Source organism: Bradyrhizobium sp. DOA1, from assembly GCF_001593325.1.
GTDB lineage: Bacteria > Pseudomonadota > Alphaproteobacteria > Rhizobiales > Xanthobacteraceae > Bradyrhizobium.
The window spans coordinates 7,092,690-7,118,749 of the sequence record NZ_JXJM01000001.1 but is presented as its reverse complement, the minus strand read 5'-3'; the positions used below and the strand labels follow the sequence as shown (position 1 = coordinate 7,118,749).

Genomic DNA, 26,060 nt, shown 5'->3' with positions numbered 1-26,060 from the left:
GCCGCTCTTGTTAACCAAGACGCCGCAGCGCCTCATCACGCATCTGCGCGCGAAAGGCGGCGCGCTTCGCCGGGCGATCTTGCTCGCGTACGTCGTGACGATCGAAGATGTCGAACTTCTCGAGGATCGGATAGCGCTCGCTCGCCATTGCGAGCACGCGCAGCACCTTGGTCGCGGCTGGCGTCGGGCCGCTCACCTCCCAGCGCCGGATGGTGTCGGCGCCGCCCTTCTCGGGCAATCCGCACAGCTTGGCCATGTCGGCTGCGGTAAGCTTGCGATCGAGCGCGTCGGAGAGGTCGTTGCGGAGTTGCTTCAGTTCGGCGCCGGTCATGCTGCTTGGGGTCCAGGGAAGTCACTGAGCGCAATGCACTAGCGCTGATTCGGGTCCATCCGAAGGCGGCGTGCTCGCGCGCCCTTCGTTCCGGCACCTTCGTCCGCGCACGGAGTTATGAATGGAGGCCCATGGAAATTATCCCGACGAATGAACACTTGGCATATCGGGGTGCGAACCGGGCGAAAGGATCTGCCATGAAAACCATCAAACTCGCCATCGCCGCGCTCGTCGCGACCGGAGTTCTTGCCGCGCCTTTCGCGGCTGAAGCGAAGAAGGTCAGGTCGACGAGCCGATCTTACAGCACGGGTGTGGTGGCGCCGACCTATAGCGGTGCCGGAGCGCCGGCCGCGCAGCCGCGCGCGTCCTATGGATCGTCCGGACAGACGGCCGGCACCGTCACGGCGCCGTCGATCGGCACCTACAATTGGCCCTCGGTCGGCGTGACCAACTCTGTTCCCACCTGGAGCAATACCACGAGGTAGAGAGCGTCAGCGTCCACCGCTCGCCGACCCCGAGAGCAGATAGAGCGCGATCAACAACGTCGCGACCGACAGCATCGTCGTGATCGAGACGGTCGCTGCAACCAGTCTCTCCTCGACCTTGTGCTCGTGCGCGAGGACATACACGGTTTTTGCCGTCGGCACGGCCGCGCAGACGACGGCGGCGACCGTGTAGAGAGGCGCGAGGCTCAGAACCACACAGAGCCCGTAGACGATCAGCGGCATGACCACCAGCTTCACCGCCGCGAGCGTAAACGAGGCCTTCAGGCTGGATCGCAGGCCGTCGACCGACAGACCAAGTCCGATGGCGAATAGCGCGCAGGGCGTGAGCGCAGCGGCGATCATATTCAGATAGACGGCGACCGGCGCTGGAATCGGCAAGTCGGTGATCGCCCATACCAGACCGACGAGCGTCGACAGCACCATCGGATTGAGCAAGATCTGCTTCGCCAAGCCCGCCGAATGCGCGGGACCGCGCGCGTCCCACTCCAGCAGGATCACCGTGATCGGAAACATCACGGCGGCCACGAACACCGTCGCCACTGCGGCGGGCAACACGGCGGGCTGACCGTAGATCGCGTGCAGGATCGGCAGCGCGACGAAGCCGGTGTTGGTCATCGCCGCCGCCATGCCATGGATCGTGCTGCTGGCAAGATCACGCTTTCCGCCGGCGCGGACTGCCAGGAAGACCAGCACGAAGCAGATCAGCGAACCGCCGCCGAATGCGAGCAGGAAGCGCCATTCCAGCAGATTACGTGCCGGCTCCTGGGCGATGGTGACGATCAGCAGCGCCGGCATCGCCACGTTGTAGGCAAAGTGAACGAGCGCATCGGCAAGCGAGCGGGAAAGGTATCCGAGCTCGCCGGCGAGCCAGCCGGTGACGATGATCGCGAACACGGGAAGAACGAGGCTGGCGACCTCCATCCGGCTTTCCCCTCCGCCAAGCAGCTGAATGCAATTCTAGCTTGGAGAAGTGCCGCCGTCACGTTCAACGCGATCGTGCCGTTCCGGTCGGCAGACCTCGGACCTCAGATGCCCCTGCGGGCCTGCTGCCCGATCACGCAGCGCCACCCCGCCAAACGCTCGGCCGGATGCTGGTTCATCCATTCGGCAAGCTGGGGCGCGCCCATCAGGCACGATTGCAGCGAAACGTCGGCGAAATCCGACGTGGTGACGATCTGCTCGTGACAATTTCCCGGAGCCGAGAGACTGCACAGCACGGCGATGATCTTGATCACGCCAGATTTCCTACGTCGCCGCCGGCCGCGCTACCGATCGCCTTCTGCTGCGGGCTTCCTGCAGAATCAGCCGACGGGAAGATGCTGTCATAGATCGCGCGTGCCTCCTGGATGAGACGAATGCGCTCGCGCTCGGACTTCGAGACAAACTGAATAACCTGGCCCATGTCGGCTCCAATCAATCGCAACATCCATCATCAGATGATGGAAATCATTTCATTCGGATGTGGGGTGCCGACGTTGCGTTCGCTGCCGTCCGGTCGGTCACGAGGGATAAAATGCCTGTGATTGTTTCGTTCCTACAGCGGAGCCCGATACCGGAACGAAACCCGTCTCATGCCGCCGGTGCTCGTTCCTTTCGTCCCGGCACTGCCGCGAGCAACTCGCGCGTGTAGGCATGCTCGGGCGCGGCAAAGAGTTGCGCGGTGGGCTTCAGCTCCACGATGGCGCCGCGTTGCATCACTGCTATCCGATCACAGATCTGTGCGGCGACGCGCAAGTCGTGGGTGATGAACAGCATCGAGAGGCCGAGCCGCGCCTTGAGATCTTCGAGCAGATTCAACACTTGCGCTTGCACGGAGACGTCGAGTGCGGAGACAGCCTCGTCCGCGACGATGATCTCGGGTTCGAGCGCGAGCGCGCGCGCAATGCCGATGCGCTGGCGTTGGCCACCGGAGAATTCGTGCGGATAGCGTTCGAGCGCGCCAGCATCCAGGCCGACCATCCTGAGGAGGTCGCGGGCGCGGTCGAATGCAACCCGCGGATCGGTGCCGGCCGCGATCGGCCCGTCGGCGATGATGTGACCGATCTTGCGGCGCGGATTGAGCGAGGCGAACGGATCCTGAAAGATCATCTGGATGCGATGGCGCTCGGCGCGCAGCGCCTTGCCGGACAGCGAGGTGAGGTCGGTCTCGCCGATCCGCACCGTGCCGCGATCGGCCTCGATCAACCGCATCACGAGGCGCGCGACCGACGATTTGCCGGAGCCGGATTCGCCGACGAGGCCGAGCGTCTCGCCCTTGAGGATGTTGAAATTGACCGCGCGTGCCGCATCGACGCGGCGGTCGTCGCGAAACCAGCCGCCTGAGGTGACATAAGTCTTGTCCAGCCCGATCACCTCGACCGCCCGCGCCTGGTCATCCAGCGGCGTGCGGACGGGCGGATCCATCGACGGCACGGCGGCGAGCAGGGCCTTGGTGTAGTCGTGCTGCGCCCCGCTGAATATGGTCGCCGCCGGGCCTTCCTCGACCACCTTGCCATGCCGGAGCACCACGACCTGGTCCGCGATGTCGGCGACCACGCCAAAGTCGTGGGTGATGAACATCACCGCCATGTTGCGGTTGCGCTGGAGATTGCGGATCAGCTTCAGGATCTGCGCCTGCGTGGTGACGTCGAGCGCGGTGGTCGGCTCGTCCGCGACCAGCACGGCCGGCTCGAGCGCCAGCGCCATCGCGATCATGGCGCGCTGGCGCTGGCCGCCGGAGAGCTGGTGCGGATAGGCACGCACGATGCGCTCGGGGTCGGGCAGGCCGACCTCGCGCGCCAAGGCGAGCGCTTTCGCGCGCCGCTCCTTCGGCGTCAGCAGGCCGTGCGCCTCGAACATCTCCGCCATCTGGTCGCCGATCCGCATCAACGGATTGAGTGCGGTCATCGGCTCCTGGAAGATCATCGCGAGCCGGCGGCCGCGCAGGTCGCGCCAGCCGTCGTCGTCGAGCTTGAGGAGGTCGCGGCCCTCGAATTGTATCTCGCCTGATGTGACCGACACCGTGTCCGGCAGCAGGCCCATCAACGCATGCGCGCACATCGACTTGCCGGAGCCGGACTCGCCGACCACGCAGACGATCTTCCCGGGCCGCAAATCGAGCGAGACCCCGTCGACGGCGAACGGACGCTCGGCGCCCTTGGGCAGCGCGATCCTCAGGTTCCTGATCGAGACGGCGGGCGGAGCGGTCATCATCAACGGCCCTCCCGCGACAGGCGCGGATTGAGCGCGTCGTTGAGGCCTTCGCCGATCAGATTGAGGCCGAGCACCGAGATCAGGATGGCGACGCCGGGAAACACAGTGATCCACCAGGCCTGCCGGATCACCGTGCGGCCGGCGCCGACCATGTAGCCCCAGGAGATCAGATTGGGATCGCCGAGGCCGAGGAATGACAGCGAGGATTCCAGCAGGATTGCGGTCGCCACCATCAACGAGGCCAGCACGATCACCGGCGACAGTGCGTTCGGCAGGATTTCCCGCAGGATGATCCAGCTGTTGCTCTGGCCGGTGACCACCGCGGCCTGGACATATTCGCGTGTCCGCAGCGACAGCACCTCGCCGCGTACGAGGCGCGCCACCGGCGGCCAGCTCACCAAGGCGATCGAGGCCACGATCGAATAGATTGACGGCTGAAGGATTGCGACCAGCACGATCGCCAGCGCGAAGCTGGGAATGGTCTGGAAGAACTCGGTGAACCGCATCAATGCGCCGTCGACCTTGCCGCCGAAATAGCCGGCCATCGCCCCGATCGGCACGCCGACGACCAGCGCGACCAGCGTCGAGACCAGGCCGACCAGCAGCGAGACGCGTGCGCCGAAGATCATGCCGGCAAAGACGTCGCGGCCGAGCGCGTCGGTGCCGAGTGGCACGGTCGACAGCGTGAACGGCGGCAGGAACGGCCGCTGCACCATGCGCCAGGGCGAGTTCGGGAAGAAGATCGGTCCGAACAAGGCGACCGCGATCGCGAGGAACAGGATGACGAGCCCGATGACGCCGCTCGGGCTCTTCAGCATGGATTTCCAGAACTGTTTCATGAGGCGAATTCGATGCGCGGATCGACCAGGCGATAGACGAGGTCGGTGATGAGGTTGAAGATCAGCACCATGGCGGAGCAGATCACGAAGACGCCGAGCAGCAGATTGTAGTCGCGCTGGAGCAACGCGTCGTACATCAGGCGGCCGATGCCGGGCCAGGCGAACACGGTCTCGGTGATGACCGCGCCGCCGATCAAGGTGCCGGAATGCACGCCGGCGAGCGTCACCACAGGCAGCAGCGCATTGCGCAGCACGTGGCGGCGCTGGATCACGGCATCCGAGAGGCCCTTGGCACGCGCCGTCTTGACGAAATCGAGCCGCTTCACCTCCAGCATCGAGGCGCGCGTCATGCGGGTATAAGTCGCCATGAAGAACAGGCCGAGCGTCATCGCCGGCATGATCAGGTGCTTTGCGACGTCGATCGCGTGGGCGAAGCCGGTGAGATTGGCGCCGACCGTCTCGTAGCCGAAGCTCGGCAGCCAATCCATGGTAACCGAGAACAACAGGATCCCCATCAGCGCCACCCAGAAGATCGGCATGGCGTAGAAGATTAGCGCGAACACGGTGATGGCGGTGTCGAGGAAGGTTCCGGCAAAGCGCGCGGCGAAGCTGCCGAAGAGAATGCCGAGCATGAGCGAGATCGCAAACGCGGTCAGCGTCAGCAGCAGCGTCGCCGGCAGCCGTTCGCCGATCAGCTTTGCGACCGGCGCCTGCTGGCGGAAGGAGAAGCCGAGGTCGAGGCTGACGACGCCCTTGACGTAGATGAAGAGCTGCTCTGGCACCGGCTTGTCGAGGCCGAACTTTTCCCGGAGTTGCTTGACGAAGACCTGGTCGCTGGCGCCGGCCTCGCCCGCCATCACGATGGCGGGGTCGCCGGGCGCAAGCCGGATCAGGAAGAAATTGAGGACGGCGATCGCGAGCAGGACGATCACGCCCTTGAGGACACGTTGGGCGACGAAGGAGAGCATCTAGTGCGTCATATCTTGTGGCGTGAACCCGAGCCGGGGTGACGGTGAGCTCCCTCTCCCCGCAAGCGGGGAAAGGGAAAGGAGCACCCCCATCACTTGTCGAGCCATGCGTCCTTGAAGCCGTCATTGACCCCGATGCCCGTGGTGATCAGGTCCTTGACCTTGCACCGCGTGATCGTCGGGAATTGCAGCTCCAGCATCCAGGCCACCGGCACGTCCTCGACCAGGATCTTCTGCGCCTTCTCGTAGATCTCCTTGCGCTTGGAGTCGGGCGTCGCAACCGCGCCGTCGGCGAACAGCTTGTCGATCTCCGGGTTGGAATAGCCCTCGACGTTGTTGAAGACCTGTCCCTTCGCGATGTTGCTGGAGATGTAGTTGCGGCCGACGCCGAGCGCGGGATCGCCATACTGGTAGAGATAGGTGAAGGCGATGTCGTAGTCCCAGTCGCCGATCTTCTGGTTGCCGCCGGCAACGTCGGTGGCGATCGTCTCGATGTTGATGCCGACGTCCTGCAGGTTCTGCTTCACGGCCTCGCCCCAGCGTTGCCAGGTCTCGCCATAGGCGAGCGGCAGCAGGCGGATCTTCTCGCCCTTGTAGCCGGCTTCCTTCAGCAACGCCTTGGCCTTGGCCGGGTCGTATGGGTATTTCTTCACGTCGTCGGTGTAGTATTTGATGGTCGAGGCGGATGGGCCGGTCGCGACCTTGCCGAGCCCGTTCCAGATCACGTCCTTGGCGAAGTCGCGGTCGATCGCATACATGACCGCCTGGCGCATCCGCTTGTCGGCGAGCGGTCCCTGACGGTTGTTGAGCCACAGCCAAGCCAGCGGCGAGAAGAACTCCCAGCCGGCGCCGGTGACGCAGGTGTCCTTCAGCTTGGACAGGCGCGGCACGTCGAAATTCTCGACCGAGCCGCCGGGCAGCACGTCGACCTTGCCTGTCTCGAACGCCACCGAGCGCGCCGCGGCGTCGGGAATGATCTGCCAGTAGATCTCGTCGATATAGGGCTTGCCCTTCTCGTAATAGTTCGGGTTCTTGACCAGGCGGATGAACGAGCCCTTCTGCCATTCCCTGAACATGAAGGGGCCGGTGCCGATGGGCGCGTTGTTGTAGGGGTTGGTCTTCCAGTCGGTGCCTTCATAGAGATGCTTCGGCACCATCGGCATCGAGCCGACCTCGAAGATGCCGAGGAACGGGCCGAACGGCTGCTTCAGCGTGAAGACCACCGTATGGTCGTCGGGTGCCTCGATCTTGTCGACCTGCGCCAGGTTGGTGCGGGCGCGGGCATGCGTCTGCTTCAGCATCTCGATCGAGAACAGCACGTCGGCGGCCGTGAATGGCTTCCCGTCATGCCAGGTCACGCCCTTCCTGAGCTTGAAGGCGTAGGTTTTGGCGTCCTCGCTCACGCTCCAGCTCTCGGCAAGCTCAGGCAGAGGCTCGAGCTTGGGGCTGTAGCGCAAGAGCCCCTCGAAGATATTGCCCGACACCATCTGGGTCGGGCCGTTCTGGACCTGCGCAAGCATCAGGCCGGGCGGCTCGGGCTGGATCACGGCATTGATCACGCCTCCCGTTTTCGGCTCTTGCGCCAGTGCGGGGGCCGTGAGGCCGCCAGCCAGGAGGAGACCAAGCAACACTCGTTTTGGCATGTCGTATCTTTCCCAAGCGAGACCAGCCGTAGACGCTTCGCAACGCTCGCGCGCAAAAGCGACGGCAGGCCCATCCCAGTCCCCATCCGATGTCGAGGCTCACACAGTCCCGTTCGGCGCCGCAAGATGAAAGTCTCGACAGTGTTCGCACAAAAAATGTACAGCGCGTCCTGTTTTGATGAATCGGTCTCTTATCGCCGGGGCAGTCGTCGGGTCGCTCGTTGGCCGACATCGAGCCGCGACTAGCGACAGAGCGTCGCGGCAAGCTGGCGGTGGTGCATTTGCGCCGCAAGCGCGCGACGTAGCTGGGCTTGCGGCGGTCTACCGCAGTCCCGCCCGCCGGAATCCTTCCAGATAGTGGTCGCGGTCGGCGTCATTGGCCCACGGCAATTGCGTCGCGATCCAGTGCAGCGAGATGCCGGGCTGGGTGCGGCGGAGCTCGCCCAGCGCCATCTCCGCCAGCATCCCGTCGCCGGTCATGCCGGCGGAGACCGCGAGCACGCGATAGGCGCCGGTGAGGTCGCCGCGGTGGCGGATGGCCTCGCGCGCCAGCGCGATCGCCTCGTCATAGTGCCGCTCGGTGAAGCGCGCATAGGCGGCGATGCCGTGATAGATCGCCAGCGACGGATCGCGCGGCGAGAGCCGGATGGCCTTCTGCGCTGCCTCGAATGACTCCTTCGTGCGTCCGGCATAGGACAAGGCCAGCGCGTAATAGCCCTGCGCCAGCGAGAAGTTTGGATTGAGCGCGAGCGCCTGCTCGAACTCGGACAGTGCATCGGCCAACCTGCGGGTCGAGAAGCAGACGCTGCCGAGCGCGGCATGCGCCCAGGCGTCCTCATGGTCGCAGCGAACGGCCGCGAGCGCGGCGGCTTCCGCGGCCGGTGCCACCGCGGCAAGCTCGGCCCAGCCGAGATGCACGCCGAACATGTGGTTCGCTGCCAGCACCGAGAGCGCCTGGCCATAATTCGGGTCGATCCCGATGGCGCGCTCCAGCAACGCCCGGGCGGCCTCGTGATCCCCACGCGTCACGCGCCAGTAATGCGACAGCGCCCGCATCAGCAGGTCCCATGCATCGAGGCTCGCCGGCGGCTTGCGCTTCGCGCGGAAATCCTCCGCAGCAAGGATCTGCGGCTCGATGGCTGCGACGATCGCGTTGGTGATCTCGTCCTGCACGGCGAAGACGTCGACCAAGTCGCGATCATAGCGTTCGGCCCAGAGATGGCTCCCCGACGCAGCGTCGTTGAGCTGGGCGGTGATGCGCACCCGGTTGCCCGCCTTGCGCACGCTGCCTTCGACGATGTAGCGGACGCCGAGCTCCTCGGCGACCTGCTTGATGTGGACCGCGCGTCCCTTGTAGGTGAAGGACGAATTGCGGGCGATCACCATGAACCAGCGCTGTTTCGACAGCGCGGTCAGGATGTCCTCGCTGATTCCGTCGCCGAAATAATCCTGCTCGGGATCGCCGCTCATGTTCTCGAAGGCGAGCACTGCGACAGCCGGGCGGTCCGCCGCCGTGCGCGGCCGGGCAGGAGCCGATTCAGCCTGCGCAGGCGAAGCTGCCGGGTTTTCGCGGATGTCTTCGCGGATGTCCCCGACGAAACGAAAACCCTTGCGCGGGATGGTCTTGATCAGCCGCTGGGTCACGCCGTCGTCACCGATCGCCTTGCGCGCGGCGTTGATCCGGCTGTTGAGTGCGGAGTCCGAGACGATGCGGTCGCTCCAGATCTGGCTGATCAGGTCATCCTTGCTGACCACTCGCGCGCGTTGCGCGACCAGATAGAGCAACAGATCGAACACTTGCGGCTGCAGCGGCACGGCCGCCCCGTCGCGCGTGAGCTCCCGCAAGTCGCCGTCGAGCACGTTGTTTTCAAAGCGAAATCGCACGTTCTTGTCGTCTCAAGCTAAAATCAAAGGCGTCTCAGGCGAAAATAAACCGTCCGCGAAAGTCTTGTCACCGTCGCGGGTGCAGGGTGTGCCGACCAATGGATTGCCGCTGCTTTTGCACAACGGAGCTTTTCATGTCCCAGATTGAGCACCAAGTTCATTCGATCGGCCCGGAGGTTGCGGGCTCACGCATTTTCAAGTTCATCGCCTTTCTGTACGGAATTGCGGCATATGTCGTGTTTTTCGTGACCATTCTCTACGCTATCGGCTTCGTCATGGGGCTGGTGGTGCCGAAGACCATCGACACGGGAACCGCGACGCCGCCGTTTGAAGCTATCATCGTCAATCTCCTGCTGATGGCGCTGTTTGCGATCCAGCACAGCGTGATGGCGCGCCAGGGCTTCAAGGCGTGGTGGACGCAGTTCGTCCCGAGGCCTGTCGAGCGCAGCACCTATGTGTTGCTGGCGAGCCTGTCATTGCTCCTCCTGTTCTGGCAGTGGCGTCCGCTGCCGGCGGTCATATGGGAGGTCCAGAACCCCGATCTCGCCGTGACGGTGGTCACGCTGGCCTTTGCGGGCTGGGTGCTGGTGTTCACCTCGACCTTCATCATCAACCATTTCGAGTTGTTCGGCCTGCATCAGGTGACCAATCATCTCGTCGGCAAGGAGGCGGAGGCGCCGCGCTTCAAGACGCCGCTACTCTACAAATTCGTGCGCCATCCGATCTATCTCGGCTTCATCATCGCGTTCTGGGCCACACCGGTCATGACCGCAGGCCATCTACTGTTCGCCGTCGTGACCACGCTCTACATCTTCGTCGGCATCGCGCTGGAGGAACGCGACCTCGTCGCTCTCTTCGGCGACGAGTACCGGCAGTACAAGCAGCGGGTGTCGATGCTTATCCCCTGGCGCAGAACGGTATAGTCTTCGCCTCGCGCCCCGCGTCGATCGCAAGCAGACGCGTGGGCGCCCGACGTCCGATATCGATCCTGCATCAACGGAGAACCCAATGAAACATGTCGGAAACTGCTTCTGCGGCGCGGTCACCGTCGAGGTCACTGGCGCGCCGGAGGCGATGGGCTATTGCCATTGCCGCTCCTGCCGCTCATGGTCGGGCGGGCCGGTGAACGCCTTCAGCCTCTGGAAGCCGGAGGCCGTGCGCATCACCGAAGGCGCCCAGAATGTCGAGACCTTCGCCAAGACGCCGCTGAGCCAGCGCAAGTTCTGCAGGAAGTGCGGCGGTCATCTCATGACCAACCATCCGCCGCTCGGACTGGTGGACGTCTTCACCGCCACCATTCCCACGCTCGCATTCACGCCCGGCGTCCACGTCAACTACGCCGAGACGGTGCTGCCGATGCGCGACGGCCTGCCCAAGCTGAAGGATTTTCCCGCAGAGTTCGGCGGCAGCGGCGAGATGATGCAGGAGTAGGGCACGGCTCTTTCCTACCGCATCCCCGCGCGCCGCAATCCCTCCAAATAGTGCGCGCGGTCCTCGTCTCGCAGCATCGGCAGCTCGCGGGTGATCCAGGCGAGCGAAATGCCGGGCTGGGCGCGGCGCAGGCCTTCCAGGGCGGACGCGGCAAGCGCCGAATTTCCCGACATGCCGGCGGCGGCCGTCAGCACGCGATGCGCGCCGACGAAATCGCCGCGTTGCCGGAGCGACTCGCGCGCCATCTGCATGGCGCCTTCGTAGTCGCGGCCGACGAAGCGGGCATAGGCCGCAACGCCACAATAGATCGCCGCGAGCGGATCGCGTGGACTGAGCCGCAGCGCTCGGCGCGCGGCAGCATCGCCGTCCTGCCAGCGCCCCGCATAGCACAGCGTCACGCCATAGAAGGCGTGCGCCATCGCGAAATTCGGATTGAGGCTCAGGGCCAGCTCGAACTCCGCCAGTGCATCCTCGAAACGGCGGCGGAACAGATAGGTATAGGCGAGACCGTGATGGGCCCAGGCATCGTCGCGATCGGCCTCCACCGCGGCCAGCGCTGCGCGTTCGGCGATCGGGATGGTCGCGGGCATGTCGGCCCAGCCCATATGGGCGCCGAAGATATGGCTGGTTGCGAGCAGGCCGAGCGCCTTGCCATAGCTGGGATCGATCGCGACGGCCTGTTCGAGCAGCCGTTGCGCGGCGGCATTGTCCTCGCGCGTGCTGCGCCAGTGATGCGACAAGGCGCGCATCACGAGGTCCCAGGCGTCCAGGCTGCCCGGCGGCTTGCGTTGGGCGCGAAAGCTCTCGGCGGCATAAAGCTGCGGCTCGATCGCGGCGACGATCGCCTCCGTGATCTCGTCCTGCACGGCGAAGATGTCGGCGAGCTCGCGATCGTAGCGCTCGGCCCAGAGATGGCTGCCGGTCGAGACGTCGTTGAGCTGGGCCGAGATGCGCAGCCGCTCACCGCTGCGTCGCACGCTGCCTTCGACCACGTAGCGCACGCCGAGCTCGCGCGCGACCTCGTGGAGGTGCACGGCGCGGCCCTTGTAGACGAAGGAGGAGTTGCGCGCGACGACGAAGAACCAGCGCAGCTTCGACAGCGCGGTGATGATGTCCTCGCTGATGCCGTCGGAGAAATAGTCCTGCTCGCGGTCGCCGCTCATATTGGTGAAGGGCAGCACCGCGATCGCGGGCCGGTCAGGCAGAGTGAGCGTGGTCTGCGGCGTCTGCGCCGCGAGGCCGGGTTCCGACGCGACCGCGCCGCGCTTTGCCTCGACGTCGCCGACAAAGCGAAAGCCCTTGCGCGCGATGGTGCGGATTAACGCCTGGTTGGCCCCGTTGTCGCCGATCGCCTTGCGCGCCGCGTTGATCCGGCTGGTCAGCGTGGATTCCGACACGCTGCGGCCGTGCCAGATCTTGTCGATCAGCTCATCCTTGCTGACCACCCGGTCGCGATTTTCCATGAGATGGACGACCAGATCGAAAACCTGCGGTTCCACGGCAATGGGAACCTGCTCGCGGCTCAGCTCGCGCCGGTCGGTGTCGAGAAGATGGTCCTGGAACATAAACTGCACGTCGAAAACTCTGGGCTCAGAAAGACAGCAGGCAATGACAAAATTAAAATGGACTTCGACTCGAAGTATGTAAGTCCGCCGAACGGTCAATCCGGTTCACCACGATTGCGTGATCGAGGTCACGCTGTTGGGACGGGAAGAGGGCCTCAAACAAGGTGGCTTTGGGCTCTGTCTGGTCTTCCGGGCCTGCTTCGGCGCCCCCGGAATGACCGGGGAATGCCTTTGTGCATTGCCGAACAGCGCGGCCTGCGTAAGCTGCCTTCAAGCGCACACATCAACCACGAAGAAACGCCATGCCCGCTTTTCCCGCCTCCACCACCGTGATCGACTCCATGCTCTTCCGCGACGCCTTCGGCACGCCCGAGATGCGGGAGGTGTTCTCCGATGTCGCGCTGGTGGCACGCTATGCCGAGGTCGAGGTGGCGCTGGCGAAGGCGGAGGCCAGATGCGGCGTGATCCCGCAGAACGCCGCCGACCGGATCGCGGCGCGGACCAATGTCGCCACACTCGATTTCGAGCTGTTGCGTCAGGAGACCGACATCGTCGGCTATCCGATTCTGCCCCTGGTGCATCAGATGGTGAAGCAATGCGGCGAGGCCGGCCGCTATGTGCACTGGGGTGCGACCACGCAGGACATCATGGACACCGCCGTGGTCCTGCAGCTGCGTGCCGCGCTTGCGATCGTCGAAAGGGACATTGCCGAGCTCCGCCGCATCCTGGCCGATCTGTCGAAGCGATACCGCGACACGCCGATGGCGGGCCGCACCCATCTCCAGCAGGCGCTGCCGGTGACGTTTGGTTACAAGACCGCGATCTGGCTCGCGATGTTCGACCGCCATGCCGAACGTCTGGCGCAATTGAAGCCACGTGTCCTGGTCGGTCAGTTTGCCGGCGCCGCCGGCACGCTGGCCTCGCTCGGCGACAAGGGATTCGAGGTGCAGGAGGCTCTGTGCGCCGAATTGAAGCTCGGCGTTCCCGCCTCGACCTGGCACGTCGCGCGCGACGGCTTTGCCGAGGCCGTGAACTTCCTGGCGCTCGTCACCGGTTCGCTCGGCAAGATCGCGCTCGATATCATGATCATGGCCTCGACCGAGTTCGCGGAAGTCTATGAGCCCTTCGTCAAAGGCCGCGGTGCCTCTTCGACCATGCCGCAGAAGCGCAACCCGATCTCCTCCGAATTGATGCTCGCGGCGTCCAAGGCGGTGCGCCAGCACGCAGGCCTGATGCTCGATGCCATGGTGCAGGATTTCGAGCGCGCCACCGGTCCCTGGCACGCCGAATGGATGGCGATCCCCGAAAGCTTCGTGCTGACGGCCGGCGCGCTGCACCAGGCGAAGTTCGCACTCGCGGGCCTCGTCGTGGACGAGGCGAAGATGAACGACAATCTCGCCGTCAGCCGCGGCCTGATCGTTGCGGAAGCGGTCATGATGGGGCTGGCGCCGCAGATCGGGCGGCAGGAAGCGCATGACGTGGTCTATGACGCCTGCCGGCTCGCCAATGACAAAGGCTTGAGCCTGGCGGATGCGCTCGCCTCCGACTCCCGCGTCTCGAGTAGCATCGACCGCGTCACAATCGAGGCGCTCACCTCACCGAAAAATTACCTCGGCCTTGCGCCCGCCATGGTCGACCGGGTGCTGAAATCGGCAACGCGTTGAAAACCAATATGCGCGAAACTGCGTATCTTTGTCGGTCTCGCAAGGTGCTCGCGCACTTGCGCCTCGCGATGCTAGACTTAGATTGAACGAGAGACTTCCGGCAGAGGGACCCGCATGACCGATCACCGCAATTCCGCTACTCCCATCGATCCCGCGAAACTCGACCGGCTGGCCGAGGTGGCGGTGAAGGTGGGCCTGGGCTTGCGGCCGGGACAGGATCTGCTTCTGACGGCGCCTGCGATCGCGCTGCCGCTGGTGCGGCGGATCGCCGTGCACGCCTACAAGGCCGGCGCCGGCATCGTGACGCCGATCCTGTCGGACGAGGAGATGACGCTGGCGCGCTACCGTCACGGCCACGACGACAGCTTCGACCGTGCCGCCGGTTGGCTGTACGAGGGCATGGCCAAGGCCTTTTCGGACAACACCGCACGGCTCGCCATCGTCGGCGACAACCCGATGCTGTTGTCCGGCGAGGATCCTTCCAAGGTGGCGCGCGCCAGCAAGGCCAATTCCATGGCCTATCAGCCGGCGCTCGAGAAAATCGTCAATTTCGACACCAACTGGAACATCATCGCCTACCCCAGCCCGTCCTGGGCCAAGCAGGTGTTTCCGAACGAGCCGGAAGACGTCGCAATCGGCAAGCTCGCCGATGCGATCTTCGCCGCGTCCCGGGTCGACCGCGAGGACGCGATCAGCAATTGGGCGAGCCACAATGCGGTGCTGCGCGAGCGCACCAACTGGCTTAACGGCCAGCGTTTTCGCGCGTTGCAATATTCGGGACCCGGCACCGATCTCACCATCGGTCTTGCCGACGGCCACGAATGGGAGGGCGGCGCCTCGCTCTCCAAGAATGGCATCAGCTGCAACGCCAACATCCCGACCGAAGAGGTCTTCACCACGCCGCATTGCCGCCGGGTCTACGGTCACGTCGTGAGCTCGAAGCCGCTGTCCTACCAGGGCACGTTGATTGACAACATCGCGGTGCGCTTCGAGGACGGCAAGATCGTCGACGCAAAGGCGTCGCGTGGTTCGGAGGTGCTGAACAAAGTGCTCGACACCGACGAGGGCGCGCGCCGCCTCGGCGAGGTGGCGCTGGTGCCGCATTCCTCACCGATCTCGCAGAGCGGGTTGTTGTTCTACAACACCCTATTCGACGAGAACGCGGCCTCGCACATCGCGCTCGGCCAGTGCTACTCGAAATGCTTCGTCAACGGCGCGCAGCTCACGCCGCAGCAGATCGCCGCGCAGGGCGGCAACCAGAGCCTGATCCACATCGACTGGATGATCGGCTCGGCCGAGACCGACATCGACGGCATTCTCGCCGACGGCAGCAAGGTGCCGGTGTTCCGCAAGGGCGAGTGGGCGAAGTAGCGCGTACCTCCCTTCTGACGAGATGAACGCGGCGCGACATATTCCGTGGCCCATTCACCGGCCATTAGTCTTGCGCCGGTCCTTGAAGAACTCCCGCGCGCATCCCGCGCCGGAGCAACACGAGCGCGCCGCCGGAGTGACGACCAGACTCTGGAGCGTAGAGGCATGGGCTCCGTCCGTGCCTTCGCGCATTTTGTCGCACCTGGGAAAAAGACCGGGGCATGTACGCGGATTTGCAAGGGAATTGCGACGTTAACCCTGAGCACGTGTCGCTTCCGACTGATTCTCGAAGTCGATGTAAGAAAGAATTAAAAACGGATGACTAGCGTCCCAATATCTTTCGAAACAATCCCGGCCCGGCTCGGCCGCAAATATCATTTCCCGAGGAAGCAGATGTCGCGCGCATTGATTGAAGTCGGTAGTTGCAATGTCGATCTCGAACTTCGGCCGATCGAGCCGTCCTGGGTCATCGAGGGTAATCCGGTCTCGCGCTCGCGCGTCCTGTCGACCAGCGCCGACGGCACCGCCCAGACCATCATCTGGCAATGCACCGAAGGGCGCTTCAACTGGTACTACGATATCGACGAGACGATCATGATCATGGAAGGATCGATCGTGCTCGAAAGCGACGGCATGCCGCCGAAGCGCTACGGCCCCGGAGACGTCATCTTCTTCCGCGACGGCGCGCATGCCAAATGGCATGTCGAAGGCCACGTCAAGAAGATCGCGTTCTGCCGCAAGACCAATCCCGTGATGATCGGTTTCCTGATCCGCGTCGTCAACAAGCTCAAGAAGATCTTCGCCTTCGGTGGCGAGCGCCGTCCGGCCTCGCTGATGGGCGCGGGCTAGAGCTCTCAACGTTTCAAGGACGCTTCCCAGCGGCTACGACGGAAGAGGGGTCGGGATAACATCCCGGCCCCTCTTCTCGTCATGACGGCAGCTCGAGCCGATAGACGTCGATCGCGGTCTGCGAGAACAGCGCGGTCTTCTCGGCATCGCTCAGGGGCGATGCGATGCGCTTGAAGGCGTTGAAGATCACCTGGTAGCTGCACTGGCCCTTGTCCGGCGGGAAGTTGCTCTCAAACATCGCGCGCTTGGTGCCGAATGCCTCGATGCAGGTTTCGACGTAGGGCCGCCAGGCGGCAGCGAGTTCCTCTGAGGATGGCGGCCTCTCGCGCAAATGGAAGTCATAGCCGAGCAGGCACATGGCGAGCCCGCCGAGCTTCACCACCACGTTCTCGCATTTGGCGATGTCCTGGATCGAGGCGCGCCATTGTGGAAACACCTCCTCGCGCCGCCCTGCAAAGCGGCCGACGCCGGCCGGGCCGCCGCAATGGTCGAGCACGATCCTGGTGTCGGGGAAGGCGCGCGCCAGTTCGGTCAGCTCGCCGATCTGCGGATGGAACAGCCAGGCGTCGAAGCTGAGGTTCAGCGGCGCGAGGCAGGCAAAGCCCTTGCGGAAGGTCGGATCCTGCAACAGGCCCTTTGGCCTGTTGGCGTACATGCCGGCGACGACGGGGTCCTCGTCCCAGGCCGAGGAATGCCTGATGCCGCGGAAGCGGCCATTGCCGGCCGCGATCTCCGCTTCCAGCACCGGCTTGGCGGCGTCGCCCAGCAGCAGATTGGCGTGGCTGACGATGCCGGCGCAGATCGCGGCCTTGCCGTAAGCACCGCTCGCGCTCATCGCGGCGACGCCGTTGGCGAACTCGACCTCTCCCACGGGCCGGAACGCCTCCGGCCCGTGCGCGCGGTACATCGAGCGGCAATCGACATAGACGGTGGCAATGACGTTATGGCCGGTCGCGATATCGGCCGCCATCTCCTCGATCAGATAGCGGTGCCCGCGATTCCAGAGATGGTGATGAGGATCGACGATCGGCCGTGACGGATCGATGATCTCCTCCTGGTGCAGCGCGAGCCAGTCCTCGCGCGGCTCGACAAACAGCCCGCTCGTATTGGCGGGCAACCCGCTTGCAGCCATCGACGTTCGCTCCCTCATTGTTTTTGTGTGGGGAGCCTAGCACCTCACGTCGTCATGCAGCAGCGCGCGCCGTGCAACCGCACCCGTCATCGCGAGCACAGCGACGCTGTCGTCAGCCCTTGCGCCGCTTTGCCCTCACATCGACCATCAGCCGCCAGTCCGCGGCCGTCGCAGGCTTGATCTCCCCAAGCCAATGGAAGGAATCGCCGGTGATCTCCGTAAAGCTCCAGCGCGTCAGCTCGCCCGCGTCGGTCGTGCCTTCCTGCACGATGTCATCGCCCCGCGGACGGCCGATCTGCTGGCGGAACAGGCTCCGGCCGGGATCGAACCAGGAAATCCGCCACGCGGCGATGGTGGGGTCATAGACCCGCAACGTCGTGCCGTACCAATTGCCGGCGATCGGAAAGGCCGGCGTGCCCGCGGGCCGGGGGATAATCCAGACGTCCTGCACGGCGCGTCCCTGCAGCACCCAGCCGAAATGGATCTCGCCGGGCGCCGTGTGCCTCGTTCCATCGGGGCCGTGAGCGGTGATCTCGGCATCCCAGTCCCCGACGAAGCGGCCGTACAATTGGAGCGCCGCTGCATGCTCTGGGTTTGGTCCGTCCGCGTGCAGCAATCTGGCAAAGTCCATCATGGTGATCTCCTCTTGCGGTGAGATCAGCACGAGCGGGCTTCGGCAGACTTGGAAAAAATTGCGTCTCAGACCCCGTCAAGGATGATCACGGTGGGCTGCGACGGCAGCGCATCCCGCGACATCCGGAACGAGCGCTCCGAGCGGCGGTCGATCTCGAAGTCCTGTCCGATCCGGCGCATGAAATCGTCGAGCGGCGTGGCGAAGCGATGCATCGGCAGCACCACGGAGGCGCGCAGCCGCTTGGTGATCTCGGAGATGCCTCCCAGCGACATGGTGTAGGTGCCGTCGATCGGCACCATCACGATGTCGAGCCGCCCGATCTGGGCGAAATGGCTGTCGTCCAGCTTGTGGTGGAGATGGCCGAGATGCCCGATGCAGAGGCCGGCGACCTCGAAGATGAAGATCGAGTTGCCGTCACGGATCATGTCGCTACCGGCATCGTCGCCGAAATAGCGGCGGATGTCGGTGGTGACGTTGCGGATGATGGTGTCGCTGACGCGGGTCGACACGATGGCCGGCTTGCCGTCCTCGCTCCAGCCATGCAGCACATGGGGAATGCGCTTGTCCGGGAATAGTGTGTAATGGGTGCTGTGGGCCCGGTTCATGGTGACGACGTCGGGGAGCCGGCCGACCTGATAGGCGCCGCTATAGTCGGTGGCGATGCGCAGGCCGCCGGGCGTGTCGATGAAATAGGTGGAATGGCCGGCATAGGTGATCTCGACCCCGGGGGCCGCGGCGGCCTGCCGGAACGCGACTGGCATCGCGCGGGGCGCCGCGTTCGCCATCGCCAGGCATTCGCTGCGCTGTGGTGGCTGCTGGGCGAGAACAGGTGCGGCCAGCGAGCCGAGAAACGTAAAAGCCGTCAGCAGGAGTCGCAACATGAAAACCGTCCGCCGCTCATCAACGACCTGCTGAGTGTATCGACGAATTATCCTTGCGTCATGTGCCGCCGGCCAACCGCGCCAATCCGCCGCTTGCCTCGATCAGTTTCACGGTCCTCTTGTCGAAAGAAACGAAGGTATCGGCTCCAAGCCAGTTGCCCTCGTGAGCGATGACACCATCGGCGAAATCACCGCCGGCATCGAGGAACGCCAATCCGGCCTCGACCGCGGGCCGGTCAACAACCGTATTGGAGGCATTGATCAAGTGCCGGATCGAAGCCGAGATATTGGCAGCCGAAGTCTTGTAGCCTCGAGAGAGAACCCAGGTCAGCTCGCACAATGCGGGGATCGAAATAGCTATGAGATCTGCCTTCTTGAGAAGGGCTTCGGCCACCTTGCTCTGTTCGGCATGATCTCCGACCAGAACCCGCACCAGGACATTGGTGTCAGGTGTCATCTTCATCGCTTACCGGCCCAGCCGTCAGCAATGACTTCGTTCATTTCCTCGATCGACAGTGATCGATCGTTCGTTTTTCCTTTCAGGAAGCCGAAAGCATCCGAAATCTTGCCGTTCGGCCGAGCGGCCTTCACCTCAACTCGTCCCCCTGGAAGTTTTTCTATCGAGATCTTGTCGCCCGGATGTACACCGAGGTGTTCCAGGAGATCCTTCCGGAGCGTGACCTGTCCCTTTGCCGTGACAGTAAGGATACTCATCGGAACCCCAATTCTTGCTGCCTACAAGTAAGGCAATTTAGCCTTACTTTCAAGGGCGGGACGGGTACCACACCCGCCTTCTAGTCCCGCTTTGGGCTGAACTTCCACGTCATTGCGACGAGACCGGCCGTGATCAGGCCGCTGACGAGGCCGGCGATGGGCAGGGCCAGCAGCAGCGCGGCGGTGGCCGCCCAGCCGATCGAGGAGAAGGCCTCGGCAAAGGTCGCCAGCCGCGAGGAGGTCTGGCGGCGGCGGAATTGGCTGCGCCGGGCCTGCACCCGGAACCAGAGCTGGATCGCGGTGGCGGAGGCCGCGCTGACGATTACCGCGCCGGCGCTGATCGCCGCCTGGAATGGTGAGGCGAAGGCCAGCGCCGCCACCAGCGGGCAGAAGATCACGGCGATCGCGATCAGCACCACCTCGATCTTGGCGCGGGTGACGCTGGATGGCGTCAGCGGTGCGGTGGCGACGAGGTCGGGGGCGTCCTCGCCCGAGATCGTGAGCCAGGCCAGCCCGCCGGCGAGCTGTCCGGCCGCCATCACGATCACCGGTGTGATCAGCGTCAGTGCCGCGGAGCTCTCGGCGAAATTGCGCCAGAGCAGCAGCGCCGGCGGCACGAGGTAGAGCAGCTGCATCAGCGTCTGCGAGATCAGCCAGGGATCGCGCCACAGCAGCATGAACTCCTTGCGCCGCAGCGCCTGCTGCCGCGATCCGCCGCGGAACGGGCGCTCCCTGGCGTGCACGCGGCCGGATGCGCCATAGGCCGCCGCATCGATGGCGGTTTCGGCAAAGCGGCCGGAAAAGCTCGCCATGACGCTTCCGAGCAGCACCAGGCCGAGCGCCAGCAGCAGCAGCAACGCCTCGTTGTCGCCGAGGGCCGCGCGCGCCGGCCACCACCAGATGCTGTCGACATCGGGCGCGTAGGCTTCGAGGCTTCCCGAGGTCAGGATGGTGAAGCGCGACAGCGTGCCGTAGGACATGATCGCGGCGACCTGGAGCGCGATCACAAAGCCCGCGCCGATGATCGCGGCGAGGATCTGGGCGATGAGACGGGTCCGCGCCGGGCCGATCAGCCGGAACAGCAGGATGGTGATGGCGATCGAGATCGCCGCCGCCGACAGGCCCATCGCGACCACGACGCCGAAGGCGCTGAGCCAGCGCGCGCCGCCGCCGATCACCAGCACGTCGATGAACGGCGTCGAGAACAACAGCGCCATCACCGTGACGGTGAGCGCGATCGCGGCGATGCGCACCGAGGACAGGTTGGCCAGCCTCGCCGGCGAGGACATGATGAGGTCGAGATCGGCGCGGGCGTAGAACACCCGCGTCACCGATTCGATCGCCTGCGACAGCATCAAGGTCCAGGCCAGGAAGATCATCGCCGAGATCACGATCAGCGAGGATTTGTCGAGCGGCAGCTGCAGGTCGGCGAAACGACCGATCACGGCCCAGGCCGGCAGGTGTAGCAGCGCGGCGAAGCAGAGCAGGCCGATCACCGCAGCGCGCGTGCGTTTGCGCCGGCCTCCCGTCATCATGGCGAACCATTCGCGCCAGGCGAGCCGGAGCTCGTGGCGGGCGAACCAGGACAGTGCGGTCGCCGAGCTCATGCGGCGTCCGGAAGCGTCACCAGCGCAATGAAGAGATCCTCGAGGCTGGTATCGGCATGGCCGTTTTGCCGGCGCAGCTCGTCGAGCGTGCCTTCGGCGACCAGCTGGCCCGACGCGATCACGCCGATGCGGTCGGCCATGCGCTCGGCGACCTCGAGAATATGCGTGGTCATGATGACCGTGCAGCCGGCGCGGACGCGCGCGCCGAGCAGGCCCTTCACATGACGGGCGGAGACGGCATCGAGGCCGGTCAGCGGCTCGTCGAGGATGATGAGGCGGGGATCGTGCACCAGAGCGCCGGCGAGCGCCACCTTCTGGCGCATGCCCTTGGAAAAGCCCTCACAGCGCTCGTGCCGGTGCGGCGCGAGGCCGAGCGAACAGAGCAGCTCCTGCGCCACCGGCTCCGAGGCCGAGGGTGCGATGCCCCAGAGGCCGGCGACGAATTCGAGATATTCGAGCGGTGTCAGCTTGTCATAGATCATCGGCTCGTCGGATACCCACGCCATCACCTGCTTGGCGGCAACGGGGTTCTGGAGCGCGTCGATGCCGAAGATCGAGACGCTGCCGGCATCGGGTCTGAGCAGGCCCGCAACCATGCGCAAGCTGGTGGTCTTGCCGGCACCGTTGGGGCCGACCAGCGCATAGAACTCGCCGGCATGAATCGTGAGATCGAGGCCGTCGACCGCCAAGCGGTCAAAACGCTTGGTTAACCCTCGGACTTCCAGCGCTGAGCTGTCCGGCTTCATGACGGCCATACCATCCGGTTTTGCATCGCCCGCGACCATGGCGTGAAGATGTTTCGGCACCGTGAATCTACGGTCGACTAATTTCGTCATCCGGGATCGGCCAAAGGCAAGTCACCCTTTGTTGACAGCGCATTGCGGTTCAGGCTGAATTGGTCTCGGGACAAATGGTGCTAACGCAGCGAAACGACTGCGTAGCGACTGGACACAAGATGCGGCAAGCGGTCACGAAGAACCGACGGCTGCATCGGGAGGACGCGCGTCGATGCTGGATTTTGTTCAGCAGCTGGTCAGCGGTGTTGCGCTCGGCTGCGTTTACGGCCTGATCGCGCTTGGCTTCGTGCTCGTCTACAAGGCCACCGAGGTCGTCAACTTCGCCCAGGGCGATCTGATGATGCTCGGCGGCTTCTTCGCATTCACCTTCATCGGCATGATGGGTCTGAACTACTGGATCGGCTTCGCCGGTGCAGTGGCCGCCATGGCGCTGTTCGGCATGGTGGCGGAGCGGGTCGTGGTGCGGCCGATCCTCGGCTATCCCCAGTTCTCCATCATCATGGTCACCATCGGGCTCGGCTATTTCCTGCGCTCGATCGCCGGCATGATCTGGGGCACCGACGACCTCAAGATCGAGACGCCGTTCAGCCAGGGCGTGCTGCGGATGGGCTCGCTGGTGCTCGCCTATGACAAGCTCTCGGTGATTGCGGCGACGATGATCCTGTGCACGCTGTTGTGGCTGTTCTTCAACAAGACCACGCTCGGCACCGCGATGCGCGCCAGCTCCGAGAACATGCTCGCCGCCTATTACATGGGCATTCCGGTGAAGCGCGTGGTGTCGATCGTCTGGGCCATCAGCGCGGCGGTCGCGACCTGCGCCGGCGTGCTGCTGGCGCCGATCACCTTCATCCATTCCAATGTCGGCCTCGTCCTCGGCCTGAAGGCGTTCCCGGCCGCGGTGCTCGGCGGCTTCGGCTCGATCCCGGGCGCCGTCGTTGGCGGCGTGCTGATCGGCGTGATCGAGAGCATGGCAGGCTTCTACCTGCCGGAGGGCTGGAAGGACGTTGCACCCTATCTCGTGCTGCTGGCCGTGCTGCTGTTGAAGCCCGAAGGCCTGTTCGGCCTCCACGTCCGCAAGAAGGTCTGAACGCCATGCGCTTCCTGTTCAAGACCGACTACGAAGACGACATCAAGCTGTTTCCGCATTCGGGCTACATCGTCTCCTACGGCATCCTGCTCGCGCTGCTGCTGATCGCGCCACACGTGCTCTCCAGCTATCTGATGAGCCAGCTCGTCTTCGTCTGCATCTACGCGATCGTCGGCGTGGCGCTCCTGATCCTGACCGGCTTCACCGGCCAGGCCTCCCTCGGACACGCCGCCTTCCTTGCGATCGGGGCCTACACCGCCGCTTACTTGCAGAAATACAACGTGCCGTTCCCGGTCTATTTCCTCGCCGCCGGCGCCTTGACCGGCATCATCGGCGCATTGGTCGGCTTTCCCGCTTTGCGCCTGACCGGCATCTATCTCGTCATCGCCACCATCTCCTTTGCCCTGATCGTCGAGGAGATCCTGGCGCGCTGGGAGAGCGTGACCCACGGCAACGAGGGCATGCGGGTCAAGACGCTGTCGCTGCTCGGCGTCACGGTGCCGCGCGACAGCCCGACCTTCTATTACCTCTGTCTTGCCGTTCTCGTGCTGACCATCGTCGGCACGCTCAATCTGCTGCGCTCGCCGACGGGCCGCGCCTTCGTCGCGATCCGCGACTCCGAGACGGCGGCGCGCAGCATGGGCGTCAATGTCGCGCTCTACAAGGTGAAGTCGTTCGCGATCTCGGCGGCGATCACCGGCTTTGCCGGCGTCCTGTTCGCGCACAAGCTTTCCTTCATCTCGCCGGAGATGTTCACGCTCCAGCTCTCGATCGAGTTCATCATCGTGATCCTGATCGGCGGCACCTTCAGCCTGCATGGTGCGGTGCTGGGTGCGATCTTCATCGTGATGATCGATCCGTTCCTGACCTATCTGAAGGACGACATGCCCGGCATCATCGCCGGCATCGCCGCGGCGTTCGGGGCGGGCACGGCAACCGCGGCCGAGATCCAGTCCAAGGTCGCCGCCTTCGCCTCGCTCAACGGGCTGAAGGGCGCGATCTACGGCATCATCATCGTGCTGTTCGTGCTGTTCGAGCCGCTCGGGCTCTACGGCCGCTGGCTCAAGATCAAGCTCTTCTTCCAGCTGTTCCCGCTCTACAAGCGCGCCACCTTCAAGCGGCAGAAGATCTACGTGAAGTCGGAGCGCAACCGATGAGCTATTTCCGCGCCGAGAACCTGTCGCTGCATTTCGGTGGCCTCAAGGCCGTCGATGCGGTGTCCTTCGCGGTCGAGAAGGGCGAGATCCTCTCGATCATCGGCCCCAACGGCGCCGGCAAGAGCTCGATCTTCAACCTGATCTCGCGGATCTACCGGCCGACCTCGGGCCGCATCTTCTTCGAGGACCAGGATATCACTGAGCAGCCGCCCTACGACATCGCCAAGCTCGGCATCGCCCGCACCTTCCAGAACATCGAGCTGTTCGAGAACGCGACCGTGCTGTCGAACCTGCTGGTCGGCCGTCACCGCCATTCCACCACCCAGCTCTGGCAGGAGCTCTTGTTCCTGCCCAGCGTGCGGGCCAACGAGAAGGTGCACCGCCGCCGGGTCGAGCAGGTCATCGAATTCCTCGATCTTGAGCCCTATCGCGACAAGCTCATCTCCGGCCTGCCCTATGGCGTGCGCAAGGTGATCGAGCTGGCGCGCGCGCTGTGCTCGGAGCCGAAGCTGATCTTGCTCGACGAGCCGTCAAGCGGCCTCAATGTCGAGGAGACCGACGACATGTCGTTCTGGATCCGCGACCTGAAGAACGAGCTCGGCGTCACCGTGCTGATGGTCGAGCACGACATGTCTCTGGTCACCCGCGTCTCCGACCGTGTCATCGCGCTGAATTACGGCCGGGTGCTCGCGATGGGTTCGCCGGCCGAGGTGCAGCAGCACCCCGATGTCGTCGCTGCGTATCTGGGAGCCTGAGGCGATGGACGCGACCGCGACACCCGAGACCATCCTGAAGCTCTCGAACATCGAGAGCTATTACGGGCCGATCATGGCGATCCGCGGCATCTCGCTGGAGGTGCCGCGCGGCCGCATCGTCACGCTGCTCGGCGCCAACGGCGCCGGCAAGACCACGGTGCTGAAGACGATCTCCGGCATCCTCGACCCGCAAAAGGGCGCGATCGAGTTCATGGGCAAGCCGATCCAGCGCATGGAGGCCGACCGGATCGTGCGGCTCGGCCTCAGTCATGTGCCGGAGGGCCGCGAAGTCTTCCCCTTCCTCTCGGTGCGCGAGAATTTGATGATGGGCGCCTATCCGCGCCGGGACCGCGACGGTGTCGCGGAGGACCTGGAACGGGTCTACGGCTATTTCCCGCGCCTGAAGGAGCGCATCAACCAGCCGGCCGGCCAGCTCTCCGGCGGCGAGCAGCAGATGCTCGCGATCGGCCGCGCGCTGATGAACCGGCCGACGCTGCTGCTGCTCGACGAGCCTTCGCTCGGCCTGTCGCCGCTGCTGGTGAAGGAGATCTTCACCATCATCCGCCGCGTCAACGAGGAGCAGGGCATGTCGATCCTGCTGGTCGAGCAGAACGCCAAGGTGGCGCTGGAGACCGCACATTACGGCTATGTCCTGGAGATCGGCCGCATCGTGATGAACGACACCTGCGACCGCTTGATGCATTCCCAGGACATCCAGGAATTCTACCTTGGTGCCAAGGAAGCGGGCGCGCGCGGCGAGCGGCGCTGGAAAAAGAAGAAGACATGGCGGTGAGGACGAGCTGGCAGTAAGATGAGCTTGCCATCCGCAACGACAGACCGCCGGCAAGGCAGGCAGCGGAGGCAGGACGACGAGGAGGAGAGGTGCATCGGCCCGACCGGCGGTGCTGACGGTCGCTGATACGATCGCGAAGAGCTTTTTGGCGCGCCGCCGAGACGCGGGGCGACAGGCCGGCGATCCGCGAGAAGAAGTTCGGCATCTGGCAGCCGACGAGCTGGCGGGAATGGCTGGAGATCTCCAAGGAGGTCGCTTAT

The 26,060-nt window shown here is 64.4% G+C and carries 27 protein-coding genes; 10 read left to right on the top strand and 17 right to left on the bottom strand.

Features of this window, described 5'->3' with window-relative positions; all coding sequences use genetic code 11:
- Window positions 1-10: 10 nt before the first annotated feature.
- The gene (locus SE91_RS32960; RefSeq protein ID WP_008541320.1) at window positions 11-331 is read right to left on the bottom strand and encodes a helix-turn-helix domain-containing protein; all 321 of its coding nucleotides are present in this window, start codon (window positions 329-331) and stop codon (window positions 11-13) included.
- Window positions 332-528: 197 nt separating this feature from the next.
- Here SE91_RS32960 and SE91_RS32955 point away from each other — a divergent pair, with 197 nt between their 5' ends.
- Window positions 529-816 carry a hypothetical protein gene (locus SE91_RS32955; protein WP_061850616.1) on the top strand — a complete coding sequence of 96 codons (288 nt, stop codon included), beginning with the start codon at window positions 529-531 and terminating at the stop codon, window positions 814-816.
- A gap of 6 nt (window positions 817-822) precedes the next feature.
- Here SE91_RS32955 and SE91_RS32950 read toward each other — a convergent pair whose 3' ends face one another.
- The 8 genes from SE91_RS32950 to SE91_RS32915 all read right to left on the bottom strand — a co-directional run bounded on the left by SE91_RS32950 (window position 823) and on the right by SE91_RS32915 (window position 9,363).
- Window positions 823-1,758, bottom strand: a complete 936-nt coding sequence (locus SE91_RS32950) for an AEC family transporter (RefSeq protein WP_061850615.1) — start codon at window positions 1,756-1,758, stop codon at window positions 823-825.
- Between the two features lie 104 nt (window positions 1,759-1,862).
- Window positions 1,863-2,072: a hypothetical protein gene (locus SE91_RS32945; protein ID WP_008541328.1), complete on the bottom strand. Its 210-nt coding sequence runs from the start codon at window positions 2,070-2,072 to the stop codon at window positions 1,863-1,865.
- On the bottom strand, window positions 2,069-2,239 hold the full coding sequence (locus SE91_RS37320) for a hypothetical protein (protein ID WP_197489551.1): 171 nt from the start codon (window positions 2,237-2,239) through the stop codon (window positions 2,069-2,071). Before SE91_RS37320 ends, SE91_RS32945 begins: the two co-directional genes overlap by 4 nt.
- A gap of 167 nt (window positions 2,240-2,406) precedes the next feature.
- Entirely contained in the window at window positions 2,407-4,026 is a 1,620-nt protein-coding gene (locus SE91_RS32935; RefSeq protein WP_061851440.1) for an ABC transporter ATP-binding protein, read from the bottom strand.
- A 2-nt stretch (window positions 4,027-4,028) separates the two neighbouring features.
- A complete protein-coding gene (locus SE91_RS32930) occupies window positions 4,029-4,868 on the bottom strand; it encodes an ABC transporter permease (RefSeq protein WP_061850613.1) in 840 nt (279 codons plus the stop codon).
- A complete protein-coding gene (locus tag SE91_RS32925; RefSeq protein WP_061850612.1) occupies window positions 4,865-5,836 on the bottom strand; it encodes an ABC transporter permease in 972 nt (323 codons plus the stop codon). The genes SE91_RS32930 and SE91_RS32925 overlap by 4 nt, the downstream gene beginning before the upstream one ends.
- Window positions 5,837-5,928: 92 nt before the next feature.
- Window positions 5,929-7,479 (bottom strand): ABC transporter substrate-binding protein, encoded by a 1,551-nt coding sequence (locus SE91_RS32920; RefSeq protein WP_061850611.1) that lies wholly within the window; start codon window positions 7,477-7,479, stop codon window positions 5,929-5,931.
- Between the two features lie 321 nt (window positions 7,480-7,800).
- On the bottom strand, window positions 7,801-9,363 hold the full coding sequence (locus tag SE91_RS32915; RefSeq protein ID WP_061850610.1) for a winged helix-turn-helix domain-containing tetratricopeptide repeat protein: 1,563 nt from the start codon (window positions 9,361-9,363) through the stop codon (window positions 7,801-7,803).
- A 134-nt stretch (window positions 9,364-9,497) separates the two neighbouring features.
- Here SE91_RS32915 and mddA point away from each other — a divergent pair, with 134 nt between their 5' ends.
- Together mddA and SE91_RS32905 are read left to right on the top strand one after the other, a co-directional pair.
- On the top strand, window positions 9,498-10,286 hold the full coding sequence (mddA, locus tag SE91_RS32910) for a methanethiol S-methyltransferase (protein ID WP_061850609.1): 789 nt from the start codon (window positions 9,498-9,500) through the stop codon (window positions 10,284-10,286).
- 85 nt (window positions 10,287-10,371) lie between these two features.
- A complete protein-coding gene (locus SE91_RS32905) occupies window positions 10,372-10,794 on the top strand; it encodes a GFA family protein (protein WP_061850608.1) in 423 nt (140 codons plus the stop codon).
- Between the two features lie 14 nt (window positions 10,795-10,808).
- On the opposite strand, the gene SE91_RS32900 is transcribed toward SE91_RS32905, so the two are convergent.
- Window positions 10,809-12,368, bottom strand: a complete 1,560-nt coding sequence (locus SE91_RS32900) for a winged helix-turn-helix domain-containing protein (RefSeq protein WP_061850607.1) — start codon at window positions 12,366-12,368, stop codon at window positions 10,809-10,811.
- 293 nt (window positions 12,369-12,661) lie between these two features.
- Here SE91_RS32900 and pcaB point away from each other — a divergent pair, with 293 nt between their 5' ends.
- The 3 genes from pcaB to SE91_RS32885 all read left to right on the top strand — a co-directional run bounded on the left by pcaB (window position 12,662) and on the right by SE91_RS32885 (window position 16,243).
- On the top strand, window positions 12,662-14,023 hold the full coding sequence (gene pcaB, locus SE91_RS32895; protein WP_061850606.1) for a 3-carboxy-cis,cis-muconate cycloisomerase: 1,362 nt from the start codon (window positions 12,662-12,664) through the stop codon (window positions 14,021-14,023).
- Between the two features lie 114 nt (window positions 14,024-14,137).
- Entirely contained in the window at window positions 14,138-15,394 is a 1,257-nt protein-coding gene (locus SE91_RS32890) for an aminopeptidase (RefSeq protein ID WP_061850605.1), read from the top strand.
- A gap of 393 nt (window positions 15,395-15,787) precedes the next feature.
- Complete coding sequence (locus SE91_RS32885; RefSeq protein WP_061850604.1) at window positions 15,788-16,243, top strand: cupin domain-containing protein; 456 nt, start codon at window positions 15,788-15,790, stop codon at window positions 16,241-16,243.
- Between the two features lie 79 nt (window positions 16,244-16,322).
- On the opposite strand, the gene SE91_RS32880 is transcribed toward SE91_RS32885, so the two are convergent.
- From SE91_RS32880 to SE91_RS32850, 7 genes are all read right to left on the bottom strand, one after another.
- Window positions 16,323-17,375: an amidohydrolase family protein gene (locus tag SE91_RS32880; protein WP_061850603.1), complete on the bottom strand. Its 1,053-nt coding sequence runs from the start codon at window positions 17,373-17,375 to the stop codon at window positions 16,323-16,325.
- A gap of 112 nt (window positions 17,376-17,487) precedes the next feature.
- Window positions 17,488-18,009 carry a hypothetical protein gene (locus SE91_RS32875; protein ID WP_061851439.1) on the bottom strand — a complete coding sequence of 174 codons (522 nt, stop codon included), beginning with the start codon at window positions 18,007-18,009 and terminating at the stop codon, window positions 17,488-17,490.
- A gap of 65 nt (window positions 18,010-18,074) precedes the next feature.
- Window positions 18,075-18,890: an MBL fold metallo-hydrolase gene (locus SE91_RS32870; protein WP_061850602.1), complete on the bottom strand. Its 816-nt coding sequence runs from the start codon at window positions 18,888-18,890 to the stop codon at window positions 18,075-18,077.
- 58 nt (window positions 18,891-18,948) lie between these two features.
- Window positions 18,949-19,353 (bottom strand): type II toxin-antitoxin system VapC family toxin, encoded by a 405-nt coding sequence (locus tag SE91_RS32865; RefSeq protein WP_061850601.1) that lies wholly within the window; start codon window positions 19,351-19,353, stop codon window positions 18,949-18,951.
- Entirely contained in the window at window positions 19,350-19,604 is a 255-nt protein-coding gene (locus SE91_RS32860; protein ID WP_061850600.1) for an AbrB/MazE/SpoVT family DNA-binding domain-containing protein, read from the bottom strand. Before SE91_RS32860 ends, SE91_RS32865 begins: the two co-directional genes overlap by 4 nt.
- Window positions 19,605-19,684: 80 nt before the next feature.
- Complete coding sequence (locus tag SE91_RS32855; protein ID WP_061850599.1) at window positions 19,685-21,211, bottom strand: hypothetical protein; 1,527 nt, start codon at window positions 21,209-21,211, stop codon at window positions 19,685-19,687.
- Window positions 21,208-21,957, bottom strand: a complete 750-nt coding sequence (locus SE91_RS32850; RefSeq protein WP_060737999.1) for an ABC transporter ATP-binding protein — start codon at window positions 21,955-21,957, stop codon at window positions 21,208-21,210. Before SE91_RS32850 ends, SE91_RS32855 begins: the two co-directional genes overlap by 4 nt.
- Window positions 21,958-22,219: 262 nt before the next feature.
- On the opposite strand from SE91_RS32850, the gene SE91_RS32845 reads away from it, so the two are divergent.
- The 4 genes from SE91_RS32845 to SE91_RS32830 are packed head-to-tail and all read left to right on the top strand — an operon-like array spanning window position 22,220 to window position 25,800.
- Window positions 22,220-23,095, top strand: coding sequence for a branched-chain amino acid ABC transporter permease (locus tag SE91_RS32845; RefSeq protein ID WP_060737254.1), 876 nt, complete (start codon window positions 22,220-22,222; stop codon window positions 23,093-23,095).
- 5 nt (window positions 23,096-23,100) lie between these two features.
- On the top strand, window positions 23,101-24,252 hold the full coding sequence (locus SE91_RS32840) for a branched-chain amino acid ABC transporter permease (RefSeq protein WP_061850598.1): 1,152 nt from the start codon (window positions 23,101-23,103) through the stop codon (window positions 24,250-24,252).
- Window positions 24,249-25,007, top strand: coding sequence for an ABC transporter ATP-binding protein (locus tag SE91_RS32835; RefSeq protein WP_061850597.1), 759 nt, complete (start codon window positions 24,249-24,251; stop codon window positions 25,005-25,007). The genes SE91_RS32840 and SE91_RS32835 overlap by 4 nt, the downstream gene beginning before the upstream one ends.
- Before the next feature lie 4 nt (window positions 25,008-25,011).
- Complete coding sequence (locus tag SE91_RS32830) at window positions 25,012-25,800, top strand: ABC transporter ATP-binding protein (protein WP_008541389.1); 789 nt, start codon at window positions 25,012-25,014, stop codon at window positions 25,798-25,800.
- Window positions 25,801-26,060: the final 260 nt, after the last annotated feature.